The organism is Pseudomonas sp. DC1.2 (assembly GCF_034351645.1).
Taxonomy (GTDB): Bacteria; Pseudomonadota; Gammaproteobacteria; order Pseudomonadales; family Pseudomonadaceae; genus Aquipseudomonas.
On record NZ_CP133782.1, the window covers coordinates 2,531,080 to 2,554,791 of the forward strand.

Below are 23,712 nucleotides of genomic sequence, written 5' to 3' on the forward strand. Positions count from 1 at the left end.
ATTACTGTTTATTACCCGACTTGCCCAGGGCTTTAGCCACCAGTCGTTCGTAGAGTTCGGCGTAGGGTTCGACTGCCTTGCACCAGTTGAAGGGGGCTGCCATCGCCCGGCAACGCATGGCGTTCAGCAGCTCGGGAAAGGCAAATACCTTGAACGCTCGGCTCAGTGCTTCGCGGTAGCTCTCAACGGTGGATTCGTCGAACAGGAAACCGGTTACGCCATTTTCAATGGTGTCAGCCAGGCCGCCCGTGTTGCGCGCCACCGGTAAAGAGCCGAAACGCTGGGCGTACATCTGGCTCAGACCACAGGGCTCGTAACGTGATGGCATCAGCAGGAAATCACTGCCCGCGAACATCCGGCGAGCGTCGGTTTCGTTGAAACCGATGCGCACGCCGACTTGTCCGGGGAAGCGCAGCGCCAGTTCGCGCATGGCTTGTTCTTCTTCCGGCTCGCCACGACCGATGATCGCAATCTGCCCACCGTTGTCGACGATGAACTCAGCCACCGCCTCGGTCAGGTCCAGACCTTTCTGGTACACCAGGCGCGAAACCACGGCGAACAGTGGGCCCTCAGAGTCGCTCAGGCCAAACAGCTCACGGACGTGAGCGGCGTTGACCGCTTTGCCGTCCCAGTCACCGATGCTGAAAGGGCAGAACAGGTGGGGATCGGTCGCCGCGTCCCAGCTTTCGTCAATCCCGTTGGGAATCCCGCTGAGCAGGCCTTGCTGGGTCTTGGCGGCGAGAAAACCGTCGAGGCCGCAGCCGAAGGCCGGGGTGGTGATTTCCTGGGCGTAGGTAGCGCTGACGGTGGTGATGTGACTCGAATAAGCCATACCCGCCTTGAGGAACGACATTTTGCCGTAGAACTCCATGCCTTCCTGTTGCAGGGCATGCATCGGTATACCGAGTTCCGGGCACGAACCGAGGCTGGTAACACCTTGGTAAGCCAGGTTGTGAATGGTGAAGAGTGTTGGGGTCCGCTGCCCACGCCAGTGCATATAAGCCGGGGCGAGACCCGCAGGCCAATCGTGGGCATGCACCAGGTCCGGGCACCAGTGGATCTGTGCGAGATTGGCGGCGATGTCCGCGGCTGCCAGACCCAAACGGGCGAAACGAATGTGGTTGTCCGGCCAGTCGCGACCGTTGTTGGCGCCGTAAGGCGAACCTTCTCGTTCGTAAAGCTCAGGACAGATCAAGACGTAAATGACCAGGCCGTCGGGCATGTCCATACGTCCGATCTTGCACGGTGGCAGCGCCGCATGGCCGCCCAGCTCACCAATGATGTGGATCGGGTTTTCGCTGTGTAGCACTTGCGGATAACCGGGGATCAATACCCGCACGTCATGCAGGTGCGCCATGGCACGCGGCAACGCAGCCGACACATCGCCCAGGCCGCCGGTCTTCACCAGATCGGCGATCTCCGAGGTGACAAACAGCACTTTCTTTTTGTTCGGGTTTTGATGAGCTATCGGTGCCAGCGTCTTGGTGCCGGGCACGCTGATCGATTGTGTGCCTGGCGCACTGACCGCGATCGTTTCACCGGCCTGCAGATGAGCACGCTCTCCCTGAATATCTAAAGCCGCACTGATCATTTGAATCTCCCGTGTTGTTGATCTAATTCAGGCCTGGCACAAACGTTTCAATTGCCAATTCCTGTGGCCTGACGCAAACGCGCTATGCATCGGTGATGCAAGCGCTGTGCAATGCGGTGAGGCAGAGTGAATGAAGAGGCCGTTGCAAAGATTGCACCAGTCGCAGCGACCCCACCTTTCACCTGACCTGTACCCCGGAGCAAAAGTTTCGAGTTTTTTTCCACTGGTCGACCGACCGGTTTTAACCCGCAAAAAGGAGTCTAGGCCAGAACCTAGAGCGGGGCAGGCCAAGTGATGAAATTGTTCGACAATCGATTTGCAGAGGGTACGGGCGTAAGACTTTGAGGGGGGCGCGCACCGACGAAGGGCAGGTTTATTTTTGATCGTGGGTCAAAACAGGACTGGCGGGTCACGGGAGTGTGCGCTGTGCATCGGGGCTGCGCACTGTTGAGGTGCGTAAAGATTGACGGAGGTGCAGCGATTGACAGGCGTTCATCGCGAGCATGCTCGCGTTGAACGCTCACTTGGCGACGACTATCTCGATCACCAGCACGTCGGTAACCCGCTGATTCCTCGCGACGGTCCTGCCCGCTGGCGTCGTCTGACCCTGGCCTCACTGGCCGATGGGATCATGGATGCAGCGGTGATGATTCGTTACGAACAAGCGCTGCGCGCCCCGGAGAAACAATGGCAACAGTGGCTTGATGCCCAGCGCGACAAAATCCGCCGCGTCCTGGCGCTGTTCGAAGCCGAGGCGATAGCCGAGCTGAGCAGCCATTTTGACGTGGCGGCGATCAGTGTGGCCTGTGCCTTGGGTTATCTGGATTTACGTCATGCCGATTTGGCATGGCGCGAGGTCAATCCGACACTGGCTGCGTGGTTTTCCGAGGTGAGTCAGCGGCCCTCGATGTTGGCGACGGTACCCAGGATTTAAACTTCACAGGCGGTACTCACCTTTTAGCCTTCGACAGCGATCCGACTTAACGGACACGTCCTACACCAAATATCGATTTGCCTGACTGCGCCCCTCTCTCGATCCACGCACAGTCCTATGCCTCCATCAAGGCATAGGGCTAAGGGAATGTTCAGCGCCGTTAATCTGCAGGTTGTCCGATTCAAGTTCGAAGGGTGGCGTCCATGACGTCACCCGCCAACCTCGCCGCCGCCGCAGCCTCCAAGACGCCCTTCGGCTCGCTCGGTGCCTGCCCATTGCGCCAAACCCACGTGCAACTTCTACCCTTGCGCTACGCACTGGTAGAAGAAACCGTCGATCCGAGTGCTGATCTGAAATTGCCCTACGCCCTTCAAACCCGGCCGCTGGGCATTCGTATGCTGCGCGATGGCTGGCTGTACGTGATCGACAGCGTCACCGGCCACCTGAACGAGTATCGGGTGCTCAACGGACTGGTCAGCGCCTTGCTGCACAAGGGCGCCAAGGTCGATGGCGATCAGCGAACGGCCATCGAGGAGCGCCCGGCGCTGATTTTTTCAAGGCGCAGCACCTTGCACGTCAGTTTCGCCGAGGTGCAGTGGACCGCCGCCAAATGCGCGCAAGTGATCGACAGCCGCGAGGAGCGCGAGCACTTTATGCAGGCCGTCGATCTTGGCCCGGTGAACTGCGAAACCGGTGGCGAGCATTTGCTGACGGTCGCGCAAGGCAAGCAGTGGCTGGCAGAAATTGCGACGGTCCCGGCGCAGCAGGCTCAAGCCGAAAAAGAGCGCGCCGAGCTGCAAGCCAACTCGCCACCGGACGCCGTTCTATTGCCGACGGTACACGTCAACAATGCCCCCGAGCACGAACGCGAACCGTACCTGTGGGAGCAGCCGCGACGCTTTCGCGAGGCGCACATCGGCGAGTTTCTCGGACGGGTGCGCCCGGCGTATCAGGACGACACGCTGTTCCTGGTGGTCCAGGATGACCTCGGTGTGTTGCGCGACCTGGCCGACTATCAAAACACCGTGGTCGGTTGGGTCGACGCCTGGAGCAATGCCGGGCACAACGAGCGTAATTATTTGCTGGCGTGCTACATCGAATCCCTGAGCCAGCTCAGCCCGGCGGATGTTGAAAAACTGGGCGAAGTCAGCGACGACCCGGCGGTCAATGCCCTGCTTGTCGATCTGCAACAGTTGCCTGAGCCCACTCAGGAACGCACACGCAACGCCTTGCTGGATTACCTGAACAAGGGCGGCAAGGTCGAGCCAGCGGACGCCCCGGTGTCGCCGCAGTTGGAGCAAATGCGCCGCGAAGCCGTAGACAAGGCGTATGAAATGCAGCGCTTCGACGGCATAGCACCTGACATAACGGCCTACCGCCGTGCCAGTGATGACGCGGACCTCCATTACTACACACGTCAGCATTTCGCGGTTGCCCCCGACGATTTCGTCGAGCGCCACGTGCAAACCCTGGTCAACCTCGGCAAGGAGAACAACCAGCGCATCCGGGACCTGCTCGACGGTCCCGTGCTCAGCGGCAAGCGCGGGGTCAACGATTTCATCGACCGCTCGGCCATGGACAGTGAGCTGTTTCAGCACCGGGCCGACCTCGGTCGCTGGAATCGCCTGCTTGAGCGCATCACCGACGACCGCACAACGCTGGTGTGTGCCGGTCGCTACCACCGCTCGGCCTGGTACTACGACGCGCAAGAACCCACACAACTGGGCCAGGCTTTCAGTGCCGAATACGCCTGCCTCAACGACATTTGCCGCAGCGATCACGCAAGCAAGACAATGCTCGACTACCTGGAACAGCACCCGGAATTGACCCGGCCGCTGTTCTACACCTTGCCGTTGCGCCTGCAACCGGAACAGGCCGCGAAGTACACCACGTTGTTCAACGCGGGCATGGGCGTGTTCAACAACTTGCCGTACTGGTTGGCCGAGTTGAAGGCCATCGAACAACCGCAGTTGCCGGCCCTCGACGACTTGCCCGAGCACACCCGAGCCGTCGCTGACGCCGTCCAGCACAGTTACAGCCCGGCGCTGAACCTGGGCCTGAGCCAGACGCTGGAAGGGTTCGACCTGGCGGGCGAAAAAATCCCCGACCTCGACGAGCTGTTCCGCCGCCTGCCCAAAGCGCTGCACATGCGGCTGCTCGATGCGGCAAAAACCACCGGTGTGACGTTCACCGTCGCCACGCCGGCAGAACACACGGCGCTGCAAGCCAACCTCAAGGAAATACTCAGTGAGCGCGACTACCTCAAAACCCTGACCCGTGAACGCAACCAGATCAACCACAACAAAAACCGCCAAGGACACAAAACGCCACGGGCAGTGGAACTGCAGGGTGAGATCGTTCAGGTACGCACGCAATTAACGCAACTGGAGGGCCGACTGGCGGGGGCATTGAGCCCGATTGCGGAACTGCCGGATCAGTCGGTGCGGCTTTACGGCGCGACACAGGCACGGGCGGGGGTGACGCTGGTGTTTCCTCCGGCGCAGCAGATGGACGTGCGCAGCTTGCTGAAAAGTATTCGGTTTGGCGTGGAAGCGGTGCCGAATGGGCGTTTGATTAAAAGCGAGGGGATGGGGTTGTTGGTGTTTTTGGTGCAGGGGGTGAATTTGGTTTCGGTCATCAGGGAATTGACCAACCAATCCAAGAACAAGCGAATATGGATGCCGTTGGCCAATGCATTGGCTGCTACTGGGGCGGCGGGATTCACTGCGGCTCAGAGTCTGGCTGATACAGCTTTGAAGGCGCGTAGCGCGGAGCTGGTTGCGGGACTTCAGCGTCACGCTTTGCAGAATGTGCATGTGCAGATGGGGAAAATGCATGTTGGATTGGGCGGATTTACCTATTTTTTGGGGCTTATTGCTTCGTTATTAAGCTTGAATAACCAACTCAAGAATTGGCAGCAGGCAACACGCAGCGGAAATAGCTCGGCACAGCGCAGCGCAGCGCTGGCCGCAACGGGGGCAGGAGGTATGACAACTGTTAATGCTTACGGCCTAAACCATACCGTCCACGCGGGGATCAAAGTTTTGACTGCGCGGAACACTGAAGCACGAATAGCTGCGTGGGCCGCCGCGGGGACACGTCTGTCGACGGTGTTCTTCCGGTTCAATTTGGCTGGGGCGCTGTTCACCGTACTGGAACTGGGGGGCACCTGGCTTTACAACCGCTACAACATCAGCGCCCACGACAAATGGCTTAAAACCACGCCATGGAGCCTGGACGTCGAGGAGCGTGGTGACCATACGCTGGATGAATACAAAAATTATCTGACGTATTTGCTTCATGCTCCGTATGTCCAGTTGGGTCCAAACGAACATGACTCGTGGCTGAAAAATCTGCTGTTAAAGGCCAAACCCAAAGACATCCATCTGGTGTTGCCAGGGCTCACGCTCAATGATTTTCAGCCGCCATTAACCGGTCAACCAGTCCGGCGCCTGGGGATCGGCGCTCACCGCATTTCCATTCCGCTTCACAGTCGCGGCACGCCGCGAGAACGCAAGGACGTCATCAGCGATGAAGTCGCGAACAGCCTGCGCGTCGTAGAAACAGGCCCCGATCGGTTGGTGCTATGCCTGCAATACCCGCTGAGTCCTGATAACGAATTTACGCCTGCCTCCGAAACACTGGAATTGACGGTCTGCCTACAGACCCTGAACGCCAACGGCGAGTGGATTTCTCGCAATCGCGTTCTTCACGTCAATCCCCGAGGTGATGGTCATTTCCCGGCGCTGAATGCCAAACCTATCAACGAGCGTCCCCCCATGTTGTTGGTTGAAACTCACCTACTCGAGCTGGCCGACCATGCCCACCAAGGCTGATAGCGCCCTGCCTACCCCGCACCTTGGGCAATCGCGCAAGGCGGGGGATCTCGAGCTTTTTCCCAGTGGCAGGATCACTTATCTGGCGCCTTTGCCGTTGCCGACACCGATGCCGCCGCAAGGCCCGCATATTGGGGAATTAAATGAGGTGGTTATGGACTTCGGATTGGGGTGGCCGCAGATATTTTCATGGCAGGTCATATTAGGTTTGCCATTCAGTGGCACCTTCATGGTTATGTTTCTATTCCCGCTAATTGCCGGCGTCATGTTCTTTTTATTCGGGATGGGCTGGGACGACATTTCTCATGCTATAGCAGGCGTTTTCAATGAGGCCTACGGGGTAGGCTTATTAGGTGGCTTTTTAACGCTACTCATCGGCCTCTGCACCTGGCACCACAACCACAAAAAACGCCTCCAAATCATCCCCACCCGCTTCAACCGTCAACGCCGTGAAGTCTGCTTTATGCCCGAAGGCGTCACCGAACCGCTCTTCGTTCCCTGGGAGTCGCTCTCGGCCTGGGTCATCGAAGCCCAAGGCGTCACCCAATACGGCATCCAGCGCCAATACGGCATGGGCATCGGTTTCCAGCATGGCGAGACCCTGACCAGCGTCGAGTTTCCCTGCTTCGGCCTGTCCATCGCCATCAGCCATTGGGAAGCGATCCGTGGCTACATGGAGTACGAAATCCACGACCTCAAATCCATCCAGGACCCGCTAGACCTGCAAGGCCCCGACGATCCACCCCACGAAGGCCTGCACACCTTTCACAACGCCCGCGCTCGCATGCACCAGCAAATCCGTGACGGCTCACGCAACCGGATTTCGGGATTTTTCTGGTACCTGTACCACGTGATGACGCTGTGGACGATTCCCAACCACCTCACCGAATGGGAAGTCCGCCGAATCCAGAAACTGGGCCCGCAGACCATGCCCGAAGTCATGCAGCACTGGTCCGCACCGCTGCCGAAGGAACAATGGGCCAAGCCAAGCGAAGAGCTGCTGCGCATGAGCGAACAGGTCCGGACCCTGCACAAACGTCAACCGCGCCGGCCGATTACCGAGATTTTTGCTGAAGTACAGCGATTGAACCCCGACAACAAACAACGCGCATGAAACTAAGCGAACGCAAGGGTGTAGTCAGTGCTGAAGTGGCAGACAGCCTGCAAGTCGTGCAGGCATCCCCACTGATTTTATGCCTGCACTCTCCACTGAACCGTAATGCGCCAATGGCCCCCGCGGTCGAGACACTGGAACTGGCGGTGTGCGTGCAAGTATTGAATGCCCAAGGACAGTGGATCTCCCGCACCCACATCATTCACCTTAATCCTCGAGGTGAAGGCCGCTTTCCTTCGCTGCCGCGCAACACGGTCACCGAGCATCCTCCGGTGTTGCTGGTTGAAACCCATTTGCTGGAGACGGTCGACCATGCGCAACAACCTGGATAACCCCGTGCCGGCGCCGCACCTTGAGCAATCGCGCAAAGCAGGGGATATAGAATCCTTTTCCAGCGGGAAGATTACCTACCTCGCCCCGTTGCCGCTGCCTACGCCGATGCCGCCTAGTGGTCCTCATATCGGGGAGTTGAATTAGTTGACCACTAGATTATTTCAGCGAACGAATGGGGGTTCCCGCCGCCCAAGCCTGAATATCCTCGATCATTTGCGAAAAAAGCTGCTGATAATTTTGTCGGCTGACATACCCGACATGCGGCGTTGCCAATACGTTGTCCAGCGTTCTGAATGGGTGATGTTCGGGTAAGGGCTCGTGTTCGAAGACATCCAGCGCCGCTCCCGCCAGACGATTTTTCTGTAACGCTTTGATCAGCGCCGCTTCATCGACAATCGGCCCGCGTGCGGTGTTGATCAGCCAGGCGGTGGGTTTCATCCAGTCCAGCGCTTGGGCGTCGACGAGGCCCCGGCTGCGCTCGCTGAGCACCAGATGAATCGACAGCACGTCGGCCTGCTCGAACAATTGCTGCTTGCTGACATAGGTCACGCCTGCCTCGGCCGCCCGTTCGGGGGTGAGGTTTTCGCTCCAGGCAATCACCTGCATGCCGAACACCTGCCCGAACTGGGCGACGCGCTTGCCAATACTGCCTAGGCCTAGAATCGCCAGGGTCTTGCCGTGCAGGTCACCGCCCAGACCTTGCTGCCACAGGCCAGCACGCAACGAATTGGCTTCTTTCAGCAGATTGCGGGTCGCGGCCATGATCAGCGCCCACGTCAGTTCGGGGGCCGCCTGTTTATAGCTGTCGGTGCCGCAGACCTGAATACCCAGTGCCGTCGCCGCCTTGAGGTCCAGCGCTGCGTTGCGCAGGCCGCCGGTGACCAGCAACTTCAGTTTGGGCAGTCGGCGCAGTAAGTCTTCGTCGAACAGCGTGCGCTCACGCATCACGCAGATCACCTCGAACGGCGCGAACCGCTCTGCCAGGGTGGAATTGTCGCTGGGGTAGTCATGAATAAAACTGACGTCGCCGATGCTGTCCAGCGCCGACCAGTCCACCACGCCGCGGGCCACGTCCTGCCAGTCATCGATCACCGCAATCTGCACCGCCATCAGCCTTACCTCATCAACGAACAGGGTTGTTTTTGTTCAACCAGCCAAGCAATGCCTGATGGAATTTTGCCGGTTCCTCCATCTGCGGTGCGTGGCCCAAGCCCGCAAACTCGATCAGTGTCGAGTGGGGAATGAGTTGCGCCACCTGCTTGCCGAGCACCTCGTAGTGACCGATCTTCGCCTTGACTGCTGGCGGCGCAATGTCTTTGCTGATCGCGGTAGTGTCGGAGGTGCCGATCAGCAACAGCGTAGGCATTTTCAAGTCCTTGAACTCGTAATACACCGGCTGGGTGAAGATCATGTCGTAGATCAGCGCTGAGTTCCAGGCCACTTGGGTCTTGCCTGGACCGTTACTCAAGCCTGCGAGCATATCGACCCAACGGTCGAACTCAGGCTTCCAGTGTCCGGCGTAATAAGTGCTGCGTTCGTAATCGTGGATGCTTTGGGCCGTGACTTTCAGTTCGCGCTCATTCCATTGGTCAACGGTGCGATAGGGCACGCCGAGGGCTTTCCAGTCTTCCAGGCCAATGGGGTTGACCAGCGCCAGTTGTTCGACCTGGTCGGGAAACAGCAAGGCATAGCGGGTGGCGAGCATGCCGCCGGTGGAGTGCCCCAGCAACGTTGTCTTCTGAATACCCAACGCCTTGAGCAGTTGGTGGGTGTTGGTCGCCAACTGCTGGAAGCTGTATTGATAGTTGTCCGGCTTACTGGACGTGCAGAAACCAATCTGGTCCGGGGCAATGACCCGATAGCCGGCTTCGCTCAGGGCCTTGATCGAACTGTCCCAGGTGGCGCCGCAAAAATTCTTGCCGTGCATCAGCACCACGCTGCGGCCATTGGCTTTGCCTTCGGCAGCGACGTCCATGTAACCCATTTGCAGGGATTTGCCTTGGGACTGAAAGGCAAAGTGTTTGACCGTGTAGGGATAGTCGAAGCCCTCAAGCTGCGGGCCGTAGGTCGGGCCTTCGGCGTGGGCGAGGACAGGTAAGGCGGCGCTTAATAACAGGCTTGGCAGCCAGCGGGAAATAGACATCGAGGTACTCCACAAAGAATCCGCCGATGCTGGATCGGCGTGATTAGGGCGACATTAACCAGAGGCAATGATGGGCCATGAGCGTTCAATTCATCCAACCCAGTGTGGCCATGGCCACCACCCCGTAGCGAGCGGCTTTAGCAAGGGTCACGATCAACAGGAATCGACCCAGCGGCTCGCGCATGACGCCCGCCACCAGGGTCAGTGGATCGCCGATCACCGGCACCCAGCTCAGCAGCAGTGACCAATGACCATAGCGCTGGTAGTGACGTTGGGCCGTTTGCAGGTGGCGCGGGCTCACGGGAAACCAGCGCCGCTCGCGAAATCGCTCGATGCGGCAGCCAAGCCACCAGTTCAGCAGCGAGCCGAGGACATTGCCCAGTGTGGCGACCGCCAGCAGCCACCAGAGCCCATACCGGTCGCTGAGCAGCAGGCCCACCAGCGCCGCTTCGGACTGCAAGGGCAGCAGTGTTGCTGCACCGAAGGCCGCAAAAAACAACCCAATGTACGCCCCGGACATCAATGCGCCGGATAGTCCGCCACCACCACATCAGTGCCGCGCTTGGTCAGGCCTATGATTTGATAGGCGTCGCTCGTGCCGTCCATTTCCATGCCCGGTGAGCCCATGGGCATGCCAGGAGCGGCAACGCCCAATAGATCATCACGTTTGATCAGGGCCAGCACGTGCTCGGCAGGCACGTGACCTTCGACGAATTGGCCATTGATCACGGCAGTGTGGCAGGACGCCAGGCGAGGCGGGACGCCCCGCTGTTGCTTGAATTCGCTCATGTTGGCTTCGATGCGGTCTTCAACCTTGAAGCCGTTGGCCTCCAGGTGACTGATCCACTTTTTGCAGCAACCACAGTTGGCGTCGCGGTGAACTTCAATAGGCATCAGGTCGGCGGCCTGGGCCAGAGGGGAAAGGATTAGGGTGCTCAGGGCAGCCAGATGCAGGAGGGTTCGCATAGGGAATCTCGACTCGGGGGGCGGTCAAAAAGACGCATTTTGACTGCTTTTTCCGATAAAGAATTGCGAGGTTGTTTCGAAGTGCTACCGAGAGTGCCGCCACCTTTTTGGCAACGCTCCTTTGCCATCAGGAGCGTTGCCAGTCGAGTGCTTAACGAACTTTGAAGCGTCCCATGATTGCGCTCACCTGGCTGTTGGCTTCGAGCAGTTGTAGGGTATTCAGCTCGCTGGCGTGGCCGCTTTTCACCAGCTCGTCGACCATATGACGGATCTGCACCATGCTGCGGTTGATCTCTTCGGTCACCGCACTTTGCTGCTCGGCGGCCGTGGCGATCTGGGTGCTGAGGCTGTTGATGTGGCTCACGGAGCCGGCCATTTCATCCAGGCCGGAGTTCACGCGGGCCGTTGCATCAGCGGCGGACTGGCAACTGGCTTGGGTGTTTTCCATCGCTGTCACTGAAGAGCTCACGCCTTGGGTCAGGCGTGCGAGCATTTCGTTGATTTGCGACGTGCTGGCCTGGGTTCGGGCGGCGAGGGCACGGACTTCATCGGCCACTACCGCAAACCCGCGACCTTGCTCACCCGCACGAGCGGCCTCAATCGCGGCGTTGAGGGCCAGCAGGTTGGTCTGGCCGGCAATCGCGCCGATGACTCCGAGCACCTCGGTAATTTTCTGCGCATCCTGCTGCATGCTTTCGACTTTATGGGTAGCGCTGGCGACTTCGTCGATCAGCGCCACTACGCTGGTGGAGGCTTCACCGACCACGACCCGAGAGCGATCTGCATGTTCGCTGGCGCGTTGAGTGAAGGCGGCTGTTTCGGCAGCGTTTTGCGCGACGCTGTCGGCGGTGGAACTCATTTCGGTGATCGCGGTGACGGTCTGATCGGTCTCCGAGGCGTGACGCACCAGAATCTGGCTGGTATGTGCTGAGGTCCGTTGCAGGTTGTCCAGGCTGGAGGCCATGGCGCCGGTGGCTTGGGTGACCTCGCCAATCATGTTTTGCAGGTAGGCGATGAACGTGTTGACCGAGTGCCCAATAGCCCCCAATTCATCTTCGGCACGGATGGTGATGCGTTTGGTCAGGTCGGCATCACCGGCGGACAGCGCGTCAATGTTGACCTTCAGTGCTTTCATGCGATGGATCAGTTGGCGAATCGCGTAGATCTGCAACAGCACTAACAGAATCACCATAGGTATCTGCAACAGGCTCAAGGTGTTGAGCACATCGTCACGCTGGGCGGTGATTAATTTGGTCGGCAGGGCGGTGGCAAGGAACCACGGCGAGCCTTCGATAGGGCGCATGAAGAAAGTGCTGGCTTCGCCGTTGTCGTCGAATTCGACCCGCTGCGCTCGGTCACGATTTTGCAAGCCCGCCTTGACCTGATTGGCGAACGGCGAATTGCCAGCCAGTTCGCTGATGTTTTTCAGCACAATCGGCCCGCTGATACGTGAACTATTGCTGATGATTTTGCCGTCGGCCTCGACGATTAGCATCTCGGCGCCGAGGTCTTTTTCCTTACGCGCCACCAGGTCATTAAAGAAACCCAGGGTCACGTCAATGGTTGAAACTCCCCACGCCACGCCATTTTTTTGAATGGCCATGGCGCAGTTGGTGCGCGGCTCGGCGCTGGCGTCATCTTTATAGGCCGCCGCCCAGGCGCACTGGCCGCGCGGGGTCTGCATACCGCCCTTGTACCAGCTCTGGTCGTAATAGTTGGGGGCTGCGTCGCTGTTCCAAAACGTGTTGACCGCGAGCTTGCCTGAGGCATCGCGGTGCCAGAAGGTGCTGAATTTGTTACGACCGGCTTCACGCTCACCCGGCAACGGCCAGATACCTCCGCCGAATACTTTCAGCTCGCCGTACTGATCTACCAAACCCGGCAGTACCGTATCGATGGCGGCGCTGTCGAGCAATGGAATGGTTTGGGTAATGCTGCGTTGCTGCGCTTGCACCTTGTTCAGTTCGCCCTGGATTTGTTCCGCGACTTCGGCGATGCGGTTCAACGCCACCTGTTCTTCGGTGTGACGCAGTTTGGGCGCGACCAACTGGCTGATGCCCACGACCGTAAAGATCGACAGCAGCAGGATGAACAGGACCAGAAACAAGGTGTAGCGAGCCTGAATGGTACGGAATGCTGGCATGGGGCCGGTCCTTGTGCTGCGTTTTTATTGTTGAGTTTCGATTGGCAAATCTATGCCTTGGAAGTGCTATCGGCTTGTGCGAGGTGAGCTTTAGGCACGAACGTGCAAGAAAGCGCAAAGGAAGTAAGCGCACTAAAAACAAGCGAGGTATCGCGATTGATACACACAGGGTTATCGGGCTCTGTCAGTCCCGATTCGCCGCTGGTGAACTTGGCGAAAGACCGCCCTTATACCCTCTAAATAAGGCGCTTGGTGGTTTGTATCTGAAATGTACGATTTTTGTAAAATTTAGAAATATTTTTAGGTGAGATGGCCTTTTCGCATCGATACTCCCGTTTATTCATATCGTTTAGACAAGGAGTTTTTATGCGCTCGTTGCAAAGTCATCCGATTTTCGTCGCGCTGGCGGGAGCACGCTCATGACCATCGGTCTGGTTGGAAACTGGACGGCCAAGTCGGGTCTGCTGGTTCGTCAGGGTGCCGCTGACGCAAAACCATTGACTCAGAGTGTGAAGGCCCGACAGATACTGGCCCAGGTTGGCACTAATCCACTGGTGCTCGACCGGACAAAAATGGACGCGATGCAGCTGTTCAAGCAGGTCAAGGGTTTTGATCCGGAAAACGTGACGGCTAAGCAATTGGGCAACATGAGCACCTTCCTTTTGCAGAAGGGCATCATCAGTGATGTGACCGCCCTGACGTTGCTGAACGCCGGCGACAAGTTCGACAAATTTGGCGTGCAGAACAACCCCGACGCGAAATTCAATGCCCTGGAATATTTTGCCGTGCAACTGGACACCATCCAGAGCAACAACCTCCAGGGCAACAAGTACGCTAACTACTTGGTCCCTGAGTACAAGAAAGCGATTTACGTATTGCAGAACCTCAAGACCTACGGTGAGAGCAACGGCTCGACGGTCAAGAAAAAGACCTGATGCCGATTGCACTCTGACCTGCTCAAAGCATCGAGCGGGTCAGAGGGCGATTCTTCAGCGGTCGAGCAGTTGCATGACCGCTTCCGGATAGCGCAAGCCCGCCGTGGCATTGGCCGGAAAAATCGCTTCCAGTGTGTGCAACTCGTTTTGGCTGAGGGTGACCTCCAGCGCCGCGACATTCTCCTCCAGGTATTTGCGCTGCTTGGTTCCCGGAATCGGAATCAGGTAGTCACCCTGCGCCAAGACCCAGGCCAGTGCCAGTTGCCCGGCCGTCACGCCCTTGTCGGCAGCGAGCACCTGGACTTGCTGAACCAATAGCAGGTTCTTCGCGAAATTTTCCCCCTGAAAGCGCGGGCTGAAACGGCGGTAATCATCCGCCGCGAAGTCGTCCGGGCTTTTCAGTAATCCGGTCAAAAAGCCGCGTCCCAGTGGGCTGTACGGAACAAAGGCGATGCCCAGACGCTTGCAAGCGGCCAGGCACCCGTTGTCTTCCTGATCGCGGCTCCACAACGAGTATTCACTTTGCAGGGCACTGATCGGATGAACCTTGTTCGCCCGTTCCAGAGTGGCGGCAGACGCCTCGCTCAACCCCAGATAACGCACCTTGCCGGCCTGCACCAGTTCGGCCATGGCGCCGACGGTTTCCTCAATGTCCACCTGTGGATCGATTCGGTGCTGGTAGTACAAGTCCAGGGTTTCCACGCCAAGGCGTTTGAGCGTGCCGTCGATGGCTTGGCGAATGTAGCTCGGACGACCATTGACGCCCCTGGCATCGGGGTTGACTGGGTCGCGAACAATCCCGAACTTGCTGGCGATAAACACCTGATCGCGCTTGCCGGCAATCGCTTTGCCAATGAGTTCTTCATTGGTGTGTGGGCCATACATGTCGGCGGTGTCGAGCAGGTTGATCCCCAATTCCAGTGCCCGATGCAGAGTGGCAGTGGCTTCGCGGGTATCGCCGCCGGTGGTGTAGAAATCGGTCATGCCCATACAGCCCAAACCGATGGCGGAGACGTGTGGTCCGTTTTTACCCAATTGACGTGTTTGCATGAAGCCAGCTCCCTTGAAGGTGAGCGCACAGTGTTCATCTCGACAGAAACAAGATAAACCGGCTAAAACTGCTATCACTGTTTGTAAATTCTAAATAATTCTCCAGGAGCGCCTGAGCCATGGATCGTTTCAACGCGATGCGCGTTTTTACGCGGATTGTCGAGTTGGGTGGATTTGCGAAGGCCGCAGACAGCCTGCAATTGCCCCGTGCTTCAGTGAGCATTTTGATCAAGCAACTCGAGGCTCATCTCGGCGTGCAATTGCTGCAACGGACTACTCGACATCTCAGTCTGACGCTCGATGGCGCGGCGTATTACCCGCGCTGTGTCAGGTTGCTGGCGGATCTGGAGGAAACCGAGGCGGTGTTCAGCGCTGCCCGACAGAACCCCAAGGGTTTGTTGCGGGTGGACATGCCTGCGGGGGTAGGTCGGCTGATTGTGATTCCGGCCCTACCGCAATTCACCGCCAGGTATCCGTTGATTGAATTGGAAATCGGCTTGAATGACCGTCCAGTGGACTTGATTCGTGAAGGTGTGGACTGCGTGCTGCGGGGCGGTCTGGTGTTGGATGATTCGTTGGTGGCACGTCCGCTGGTCACGATGGATCAGGTGACGTGCGCCAGCCCGCAGTATTTGCAGCGTCACGGGGCGCCCCAGTGCCTGGCCGATCTGGCGGGGCATCAGATGGTGGAGTATTTTTCTCCAGGCACAGGCAAGCGCTACGGGCTTGAATTCGTGGTCGAGGGGCAGGTACAGCAGGTCAATCTGCCCAAGCAGGTTTCGGTCAATAGCGCCGATGGTTATCTGGCCGCGAGCGAGGCTGGGTATGGTTTGATCCAGACGCCGTATTATCACGTCGCCCGGCAGTTGAAGGAGGGGCGTTTGTGTGAGGTGCTCGGGGCGTTTTCTCCACCGGGAATGCCCATGACGGCGCTGTACCCTCCCCACCGCCAGTTATCCCGACGCGTGCGTGTATTTGTCGACTGGTTGGTCGAACTCTGCGGGCAGCCGGCGCACTATTTCTACCGCAGCGACTTAAGGGCGCAAGTGGCTGGCGCCGCCGCCAACTAACGGCGCTGTCGCGAACGTCAGATTGTCTTGCAACTGTTGCATATGCGCACAGTGCAAGTTGAGCGGGCGCGCCTGGGCGCCGCGATGAAACAGGGCGAACCAGTGAACCTGGCCAGGGGCCGGAATCACCCCGGTGAAGGTGAACCCTTTGGCGCTCATCGCGTGCAAGTCCCTGGCAAAGCCTCTGGACAATGTCAGCCTTACCGAAATAAGCCAATCCTCGGGCAGTTGAATCAACTGCTGGAGGAAATCCAGGGTCAGGCGCCCGATGATGACATCGACCCTTTTGTGATGCTGCTTCATCTGCAGCGACGGTATCGGGCCCCACGGGGCTTCCCTGGTGGTGCCGAACACCGAACACAAGTGCCGCATGAATGCCCGACAGCTTCGCGGCCACGCCACGTCAGGAAGCGGACGGGTGTACCCATTGCGCAGATGGACGCCGATCACGATGCTTTCCGCCCAGGGTTCAGCGAAAGGCGAAGGTACATAGTCCGGTAATAGCCCGGTGCAATGGAATCCGAGACTCTCTGCCATGCGCTGGGTGTAAGGGTGTTGGGTCACTTGCTTGATCAGGAGTTGCCGCGCCGCAGGCGCAGCCTGTTCGATGAGTTCGTGACCCAGCCGAGTGGCGATCCCTTGTCCCTGGCTGTCGTGATGTACCACGCTGAGGGCCAGTTCCGCGTGCTCGGGGTGGAGCGTATGCCGACAGAGCGCGGCATGCCCAACGACACGGGAGCCGTCTACGGCCAGCATCGATTGCCAGCGCCCGTCGCTGTTGTGCTGCGTGATCAGCGCGGGCAGGTAAACATCTGGCAGCACGTAGTGGTCACCGTAGACCTGACGGAACAGGCTACTGACGGTCTTGGCATCGCTGGCTTTGAAGGGCCGAAACAGCAACGTGCTCATCGCTTGGGTTCCGCCGATGTGGCATAGGTGCGCAAGTCCAGAACACGCAGTTGCTTGCCTGAGCGAGGGTGCAGGGTGAGGTCGGTGACGGAGCATGGCATGACCCGAAAGTCCAGCAGGCCATCGCGTGTCTGTTGGTCTATCTGCGGATAGAGATCCAGCAGCGCTTGATACAGCGCGAGGTTTAGCCGATCAATGTCCGTGGTCCCCGGTTCCGGCACCCAATAGATGCTTAACCGGTCCTTGTGGCGGGGGTGTTCGATGAGTAATTGCCATTGATCGCTGTTGCCTAGACGCTTGATCGTGTCCTGTATGTCTTCGGTCAGCAACGACATGACGCCCACGCGCACGCGCTGACTGTGGAGGCTTCGCCCTCTGAGGGCGAACTTGCGTCTGGGCGTATTGGCTGGCTCGACCCAGCAGGCGCGGTCTCCTACGGGGTAACGCACTATTGGCATCAGCCGGCGACCCAGATTGGTCACCACCAACCGCCCGACACGATTGCACTCTTCGATAATTTCACCGCTGTGTTCATCGATGATTTCCAGCACGGTGTGTTGGTCAAACGCGCGATGTTCGCCCAAGGCCGCTTCGCGGTCGCTGCTGCCAATCAGCCCTGCGTCCACGCTGGCGTAACCAATTGAGGCAACACGGGCATTTGGGAACACGTGGGCGAGCACCGCCAGTTGCCCTGCAAAGAGACTTTCACCACCGTAGAGCACGCTGTCGACCTCGCTCAACACGCGGTTCTGTTGAGTCAGGTAAGCCGCGAACTTCAGTAGCTGTGCCGGCACGCCGGCCAGCACATTGATTCGATGATCGCCAATGGCGGCTGCCAACCCCTGAAAGTCAACATGACCGGTGAAGGGAAATTCGCTGATCGAGACGGTGGCGTGAGCCAGTGCGTCGTGGATGAATAAAAAGCTGGCATAGAGATCGCCGGCAAAGAACAGATTGGCTATCCGGTCCCCCTTGTTCAGTTGGCAGGACAGGCTTTCACCGAACGCACTGACGAGCGCCTGCCATTCTTCGTGAGTGTAAACCGCCAGTTTGATAACCCCGGTCGAACCGCCGGTTTTAAATACCACTGCGTCTTCAACGGGTGCAGTCAACACGGGCCAATGTGCCAAGTTATGACTGGCTGACCAATAATGACCTACATCGATCAACGGAAGATCGCTTAACGTTAGGTTCTCGCGAGGGACATCTTTAAAGTGTTCGTTATAAAAGGGTGAGTGTTCACGTATGTAATGCACCAGTTGCTCAAGCGTAGAGAGTCGTTTCAATGGAGTTCCCTTCCAGTAATCGGATATTTCGAAATGAGTTGTTAGTGGAAAAATAAACCGATTATTTTTGTGTTCGTCGTTCAATAACTAAAGGCACTTTCCCGCTGTGTTTGTTTCGCTCGAATTGACTGACCGGGCAGGGAATAACTTCAAGTATTAAAAGTTCAGCAGACACCGCCGCTGCCACAGTGGTATCGGCCAGCAATCGGTCGAGAATCAATTGAGCGTTCGCTTCGGCGCGAACTGACATTCGCTCAACGCCGTCGGGTGCATGGTCCAGCACTATCTGAATGTGTACGCCTGAGCAGTGCATTAATTGCGTAGGTGAGATGAACTCGGTGCCAATACGCAGCCATTGACCGTGACGCGCCAGTAATTCGAACCGTGGCGTGCTGAGCCCACACGGGCATGGTCCTGACACCCAGCGCCCCGTGTCACCCACTTCGTAGCGCAGAACGCTCTGGTTTTGACGCGCTCGGGACGTAAACAGCAGGCGCCCGACGTCTGTGCCTTGCACCGGTACGTCCTGTTCCAGTTCGACTATTTCCAGGTGCTGGGTGTCGCACATCAAGTGGAATACACCGTCGGGTGTCGCTGCGCAGGCATGCCCCAAAGGGCCCGCGTCGACGGAGCCATACATTGCCGAGCGGATCGTCGACACGCCGCAACTTTCCATTAACTGCCGACTGGCCAGCCCAAGGTGCTCACCTCCCAGGAACACTTTGCGGATACCGGCATACGCGCGCAGGGTTGTCTGTTCTTTAAGAAAAAGACGGTGCAGCGTGCTCGGCATGCCGATCAGCACGCAGACTTGCTGCTCGACGATTAGCCGGGCTATTTCGCTGAAGTCGTCGTCCGTGGGCGCGCCCATGGGTAAATGGGGGGCGTCGAGGAGTTGCAGAATCCAGGAAAAGCTGAAAAAGCCGCCGTACAGGTTTCCGCCATGAAACAGGTTCATCACACGGTCGCGTGACGGGTCCAGCCCGGCGGCGAACAACCCGTCAGCGGCGGCGCGCATTTGCCGTTGAAAGTCACGGTAGCTGAAGCCGGACAAGGCCGGAGTGCCGCTACTGCCCCCGGAACGGAAGTAAAGTTGCGTCGTTTTTTCGATGGGCTGGGCGTGGAACGCGGCTTTGTCCATGATGGCCAGGTGCGTCGTGTCCGGCACTGGAGGCAACGCATCCAGGGTGGCCTGCGCGCTCAAGACGTCTGGCGGCAGACTCACCGAGATGCGACGACTCAGACGAGTCAGCGCGTAAACACCATCGTGAGGTTCGCCCGCGTAGCCTTCATGGATCGCCGAGACCGGCGTAATACGCGTAACACCTGCATTGATGAGCGCCCGCACCAGCGTCGGTGTCTGGTCTTGCGCGCAAATCAAGGCGCAACTTTGCAGGACGGTACGCCAAGGTAAGAGGGTTTCGGCCATCAGTTGCTGCGGCACGGGTTTGAGTATTAGGGTTCTAAACAGCGGTGCGGGCGCTAGGGTGCGATGGTGTTCCCAGATCACCCGCCAGCCGGCGCCGGTCCAGACTTCACCGATGTGCCCGGAAAAACACTGATGCAGTTGCGCGATGGCACGGTGGGTGGTGATTTCCGAGGCCTCCTGCAACGTCGGAATCAGTGCTGGCCAGTGTGCTGCGCGGCGGCTGAACGCTTGAGCCAGACGCGCACCCAAGTCGCGCAGAACCGCTGGGTCGTCGCTGTTTACCAACACCCATTGAGGGCTGGAGCACGCCTGCTGATCGAGGCGGCAGACTTCATCCACCAGCGCATCGAGTGCGCAGGGTTGCGCGGCATCAGGACAAAGATAGGCAAAGCTGATTCGATGCCCCCAATCGATCCAGCGACACCCGGCCGGCAGTTGTTGACGAATGGCTTTCAGTGCCGTTTCGCCTCCCCAGGCGGCCACGGCATCAGCGCGGGTGCAGAGGCGTGCGACGTGGGAGGTTGGCACGGGCAGCACCGCGATGTACTCCTTTAGCCGGTTGCTGTCGTCGCACTGGCCCAGGGCCGCGAGCAATCGAGCTGTCAGCCCCGTGTCGCTGGAACTCGGGCGTAGCCAGTTGATGTTGCCGGCCAGCAGGCTTTCCAGCACTGCGCAAAACGCCAGCATCGGCGCATTACCCGGAGTGATGTGGACCACCAGCCCCAGCGGGTGCCAGCTTTCGAAACGCGCTTGCCGATAATCGATACGCCTCAGTGAATGAGGTTGCACGCCCAGTTCACGCTCGATTTTGCTGTGCAGATTATCGGACTGACAGAAGTCGATCAGTGCCAGACGTTGTTCGTCGTCCAGTTCAAGGTCCAGTTCTCGGCTCTGCAACCGATGGGCAAAGCGAGCTGCCGAGTCGACCACTATGGGTGTGTCTAGAGGCTTTGCCAGCAGTCGTGGCAATGCCTTGTGCAGGTTGTCCAGGGCTGTATCGAGGAGAAAGTCGGCATGCAATTGGCCGTTGATCAGGTACATATCAGGTCCTCCCGATCAGTTCGGCGGCAGCCATTGCACAACTGCGGTTGGTGCTGGTGCCGGCTCTTCCCTGTAACTGGAACCAGTCAGTGGTCACGCCACAACCGCATGCACTGCCCGGCTGCAAGGTCGCCAAGTCACTCATGACCACGGCGTGGGCCGGGCTCGACGAAATATAGGGTGAGACGAATTCCAACAAGCCGCTTTGGCCGTAGGGCAGGACGCTGAAGTCGGATGGATTGCGCACGAATACCTTCGAGTAAACCGGCACATGAAAATGATGATGAGCGCATTCGATATAGGGCACCGCGTGTTCTACCGCGCCGTAGCCGTCTCGGCAGCGGGCCGGCTCGATCCCCAGTTGTCGCCCGACTCGGTCATAGAGCCGAGCCCGTGGAATCTCCTGTGCGGCCTGGTTTTTCCAGCCGCCTCCTAAAAATAACAATGACCCGGCAGGCAGTTTTAGTGCTGCGACGCCGGTCGCCTCCATGTGTTGCAACACCTGCCAAAGCAGTGCCGGAAAACCGAAAATGCGCACTGGAAGAGCGTCTTCGGCAAACGCTTGCAAGGCGCGAATGACCCCGAATACGTCGAATTCGTGACCGTCGCCGGTGCGGCGCAGGGCGTAGGCGATGTGATTGGCCGGCGCGTATCGACACAGAAACTGGTCGGTGTAAGACGTGCCCAGGTGATTGTCCGCATCGGGTTCATAGCTCAGCAGCAAGTAGTTGCAGGGGCTGTCCGGTGTGTTCCAGCCGTACTGCTCAAAAATCCGGCTGACCATGCTCTGGGCGGCGTCCATGGTGCGTTTGTCGAAACGCATGCGACTCTGTTGGCCGCTGGTGCCCGAGGACGTCAGCTCCAACGCGTCTTCGCCGGTGGTGCTGAGCAGCAACTGTTGTTTGAAAAAATTAGCGAATATAGGGGGTAGCCACGCCCAGTCGTCGATGTCATTCAGCTGGTTGGCATCCAGACCGTGTCTGTTCAGCCAGCGCTCGTAGCCAGGGGTATGTTGACAATGAAACAGGCAGATTTCAGCCATGGCTCGATCGAACAGGCCCGCGGGCACGGACGCTAAGTCATAAGGGTGCGCCAGGGCACACAGGGCGTCGGTATGGGGCAGGGAAATCATAAAAAGTCCTTTTCTAATCAGTCGGTAATCTAGTTGCAGTGGCTTCGCAGGAAACGTTGCAACGGCACCAGGCTTACAAGCCCAGATACTGCTGCGATCAGCGCGAATGACTGAAGGCTGTTCCCGGCGCCCAGCGCGGCGATCATCGACCCCGCGCCGCCCATGATTGCGATTGAAATCATGCCGATCATGGCCGACACCAACCCCATGCTGTCTTTGCTGGAGAACAGCGCCAAGCGATACAGCGCGGCATTGCTCATGCCCATGCCGATGGCGTAGATCGACAGGCATCCGACGAGCCAGGCCGTTGAGGTGCCGAAGAAGCCGGCGATTAATAGTGCGACGAGCCCGCAGCAAAATGGCCAGAGTGCGTAGCGGATCAGTTGAGGCAGAGGGGTCTTTGCAATCAGTCGGCCGAGCACCAGATTGCCGAGGATGACCCCGCTGAATACCGGGATTTGCCATAGCCCGTAGTGCATAGGCGTCATGCCCTGGCCGTGGATCAGCAAGATGGGCGCCAAGCTGATCCAGGCAATCAGCGGTAATCCCATCAGACCTAAAGCGATGGAGGAAAGCACAAACCCACGGTTGCACAACAACCTGCCGTAGCGGCGCAAAGTCCCGCGCCAGTGGAACGGCTCGAGAGTCGTTGGTTGGCGGTCGCGCCTTGAGGCACCCGCGGTTTCTGGCATGAACCAAAATAGCCCGACCCAGACTGCCAGAGCGGCAACACCCAACAGCACAAACAGCTCCCGCCACGAAATCCAGGTCAGTAACACGCTGCCCAGCAACGGACCCAACAGCGGAGATAGGAGTGCGATGTTCCCCAGCACAGCCATGATCCTGACCGCGTCGGCTTCGCAGAAAACCTCTTGCAGGGCGGGATAGCTGACGGCGATAACAAAACCAAGGCCCATGCCCTGAATCAGTCGCAGACTATTAAAGGCCTTAATACTTTGCACCGAATAGGCGGCAATGCAGGCGAGTGCAAACAGGGCACAACCGATCAGCATTAAAGGGCGGCGCCCATATTGATCGGACAGCGGGCCGACTAACCATTGCAGAAGAACACCGCCAATCAAGTAAAGTGTAAACGCATAAGGAATATGACTCGGACTGGCCTCTAGTTGCTCGGTCACGGTCAACATCGCGGGCATTATCAAGTCGCTGGCCATGTAGGTCAGTAGTTCGAAAATAGCGATGGCCAAACAGAATCCTATCCCTTGAGCGGGACGAATATTTGTTAATGTTTTTTGCATAATAGTGGTGTCGGTATTCTAAGTTTTAGAAGAGGTGGTTTTAGTGCGGCGATAGTAGTCACGAATAAATGATTACTCCAGTCGCTAATTGCTACTGGGTGTTTTGATGGGCGTGCGCACGGTGTTTGCTGTTGTCGTTACAAAAAACGGCGAGTAGTTCTGGTCGGTAGTTAAAGTAAAAAATATTATAAAAAAATGCCCGCTTCATAGCGGGCAATTTTTAAAAATTTTATTAAAGAGTGTCGCGGTTAGAGTACGTCAGTCGCGTGAATTAACGGTGTTCGTAATATCCGGGTCCGCCATGATCGTAGTGGTGGTCACCGTGCCAGCCCCCGTGGGGGAAAATGATACAACCGCTCAGGGCTAGAACAGCAATCAGGGGGATGAGCAGCATAATGCGACGGAACATTTAAAAATCCTCATGGTTAGCGCCGCCATGAAGCTAAAACTCTTCAGCGGCTGTAACATGAGACCCCGTTTGTTGCCCCTCATCCCCGTTTAAAGGTACAGGCTTGGCATGCAGGCGGATACACATCGGATA

At 58.1% G+C, this 23,712-nt stretch carries 16 protein-coding genes and 3 pseudogenes; 6 read left to right on the forward strand and 13 right to left on the reverse strand.

The window, feature by feature from the left end:
- Position 1: 1 nt before the first annotated feature.
- Positions 2 to 1,591 carry a glycogen synthase GlgA gene (gene glgA / locus RHM68_RS11550; protein ID WP_322223046.1) on the reverse strand — a complete coding sequence of 530 codons (1,590 nt, stop codon included), beginning with the start codon at positions 1,589 to 1,591 and terminating at the stop codon, positions 2 to 4.
- 532 nt (positions 1,592 to 2,123) lie between these two features.
- Here glgA and RHM68_RS11555 point away from each other — a divergent pair.
- The 4 genes and pseudogenes from RHM68_RS11555 to RHM68_RS11570 form a co-directional block, all read left to right on the forward strand.
- Positions 2,124 to 2,525, forward strand: a pseudogene (locus tag RHM68_RS11555) (glutathione S-transferase C-terminal domain-containing protein); the annotation flags it as partial.
- Positions 2,526 to 2,728: 203 nt separating this feature from the next.
- Positions 2,729 to 6,361 (forward strand): toxin VasX, encoded by a 3,633-nt coding sequence (locus tag RHM68_RS11560; protein ID WP_322223048.1) that lies wholly within the window; start codon positions 2,729 to 2,731, stop codon positions 6,359 to 6,361.
- A 463-nt stretch (positions 6,362 to 6,824) separates the two neighbouring features.
- Positions 6,825 to 7,475, forward strand: coding sequence for a hypothetical protein (locus RHM68_RS11565; RefSeq protein WP_322223049.1), 651 nt, complete (start codon positions 6,825 to 6,827; stop codon positions 7,473 to 7,475).
- Positions 7,472 to 7,807, forward strand: coding sequence for a hypothetical protein (locus RHM68_RS11570; RefSeq protein ID WP_322223051.1), 336 nt, complete (start codon positions 7,472 to 7,474; stop codon positions 7,805 to 7,807). Before RHM68_RS11565 ends, RHM68_RS11570 begins: the two co-directional genes overlap by 4 nt.
- A gap of 157 nt (positions 7,808 to 7,964) precedes the next feature.
- On the opposite strand, the gene RHM68_RS11575 is transcribed toward RHM68_RS11570, so the two are convergent.
- The 6 genes and pseudogenes from RHM68_RS11575 to RHM68_RS26700 form a co-directional block, all read right to left on the reverse strand.
- Entirely contained in the window at positions 7,965 to 8,918 is a 954-nt protein-coding gene (locus tag RHM68_RS11575) for a D-2-hydroxyacid dehydrogenase family protein (protein ID WP_322223054.1), read from the reverse strand.
- Positions 8,919 to 8,931: 13 nt separating this feature from the next.
- Entirely contained in the window at positions 8,932 to 9,951 is a 1,020-nt protein-coding gene (locus tag RHM68_RS11580) for an alpha/beta hydrolase (protein ID WP_322223056.1), read from the reverse strand.
- An 85-nt stretch (positions 9,952 to 10,036) separates the two neighbouring features.
- Positions 10,037 to 10,471 carry a YqaA family protein gene (locus tag RHM68_RS11585; RefSeq protein WP_322223058.1) on the reverse strand — a complete coding sequence of 145 codons (435 nt, stop codon included), beginning with the start codon at positions 10,469 to 10,471 and terminating at the stop codon, positions 10,037 to 10,039.
- On the reverse strand, positions 10,471 to 10,917 hold the full coding sequence (locus tag RHM68_RS11590; protein ID WP_322223060.1) for a DUF411 domain-containing protein: 447 nt from the start codon (positions 10,915 to 10,917) through the stop codon (positions 10,471 to 10,473). Before RHM68_RS11590 ends, RHM68_RS11585 begins: the two co-directional genes overlap by 1 nt.
- Positions 10,918 to 11,068: 151 nt before the next feature.
- Positions 11,069 to 11,587 (reverse strand): annotated as a pseudogene (locus RHM68_RS26695) (methyl-accepting chemotaxis protein); the annotation flags it as partial.
- Positions 11,588 to 11,929: 342 nt separating this feature from the next.
- Positions 11,930 to 13,060: pseudogene (locus RHM68_RS26700) on the reverse strand (cache and HAMP domain-containing protein); the annotation flags it as partial.
- Positions 13,061 to 13,479: 419 nt separating this feature from the next.
- On the opposite strand from RHM68_RS26700, the gene RHM68_RS11600 reads away from it, so the two are divergent.
- Positions 13,480 to 13,995: a hypothetical protein gene (locus RHM68_RS11600; RefSeq protein WP_322223064.1), complete on the forward strand. Its 516-nt coding sequence runs from the start codon at positions 13,480 to 13,482 to the stop codon at positions 13,993 to 13,995.
- 54 nt (positions 13,996 to 14,049) lie between these two features.
- Here the strand turns inward: RHM68_RS11600 and RHM68_RS11605 are convergent, their stop codons facing one another.
- Positions 14,050 to 15,045: an aldo/keto reductase gene (locus tag RHM68_RS11605; RefSeq protein WP_322223066.1), complete on the reverse strand. Its 996-nt coding sequence runs from the start codon at positions 15,043 to 15,045 to the stop codon at positions 14,050 to 14,052.
- Positions 15,046 to 15,164: 119 nt separating this feature from the next.
- Between RHM68_RS11605 and RHM68_RS11610 the strand changes: the two genes are divergently transcribed.
- On the forward strand, positions 15,165 to 16,115 hold the full coding sequence (locus RHM68_RS11610) for a LysR family transcriptional regulator (protein ID WP_322223068.1): 951 nt from the start codon (positions 15,165 to 15,167) through the stop codon (positions 16,113 to 16,115).
- Here RHM68_RS11610 and RHM68_RS11615 read toward each other — a convergent pair.
- The 5 genes from RHM68_RS11615 to RHM68_RS11635 all read right to left on the reverse strand — a co-directional run bounded on the left by RHM68_RS11615 (position 16,080) and on the right by RHM68_RS11635 (position 23,171).
- A complete protein-coding gene (locus RHM68_RS11615; protein WP_322223070.1) occupies positions 16,080 to 17,024 on the reverse strand; it encodes a GNAT family N-acetyltransferase in 945 nt (314 codons plus the stop codon). The two genes, RHM68_RS11610 and RHM68_RS11615, sit on opposite strands and share 36 nt — an antisense overlap.
- A complete protein-coding gene (locus RHM68_RS11620) occupies positions 17,021 to 18,310 on the reverse strand; it encodes an AMP-binding protein (protein WP_322223072.1) in 1,290 nt (429 codons plus the stop codon). The genes RHM68_RS11615 and RHM68_RS11620 overlap by 4 nt, the downstream gene beginning before the upstream one ends.
- Before the next feature lie 61 nt (positions 18,311 to 18,371).
- A complete protein-coding gene (locus RHM68_RS11625; RefSeq protein ID WP_322223074.1) occupies positions 18,372 to 20,780 on the reverse strand; it encodes an acyl-CoA reductase in 2,409 nt (802 codons plus the stop codon).
- A gap of 1 nt (position 20,781) precedes the next feature.
- Positions 20,782 to 21,912 carry an acyl-protein synthase gene (locus tag RHM68_RS11630; protein WP_322223076.1) on the reverse strand — a complete coding sequence of 377 codons (1,131 nt, stop codon included), beginning with the start codon at positions 21,910 to 21,912 and terminating at the stop codon, positions 20,782 to 20,784.
- A 29-nt stretch (positions 21,913 to 21,941) separates the two neighbouring features.
- Complete coding sequence (locus tag RHM68_RS11635) at positions 21,942 to 23,171, reverse strand: MFS transporter (RefSeq protein WP_322223078.1); 1,230 nt, start codon at positions 23,169 to 23,171, stop codon at positions 21,942 to 21,944.
- Between the last annotated feature and the right edge of the window lie 541 nt (positions 23,172 to 23,712).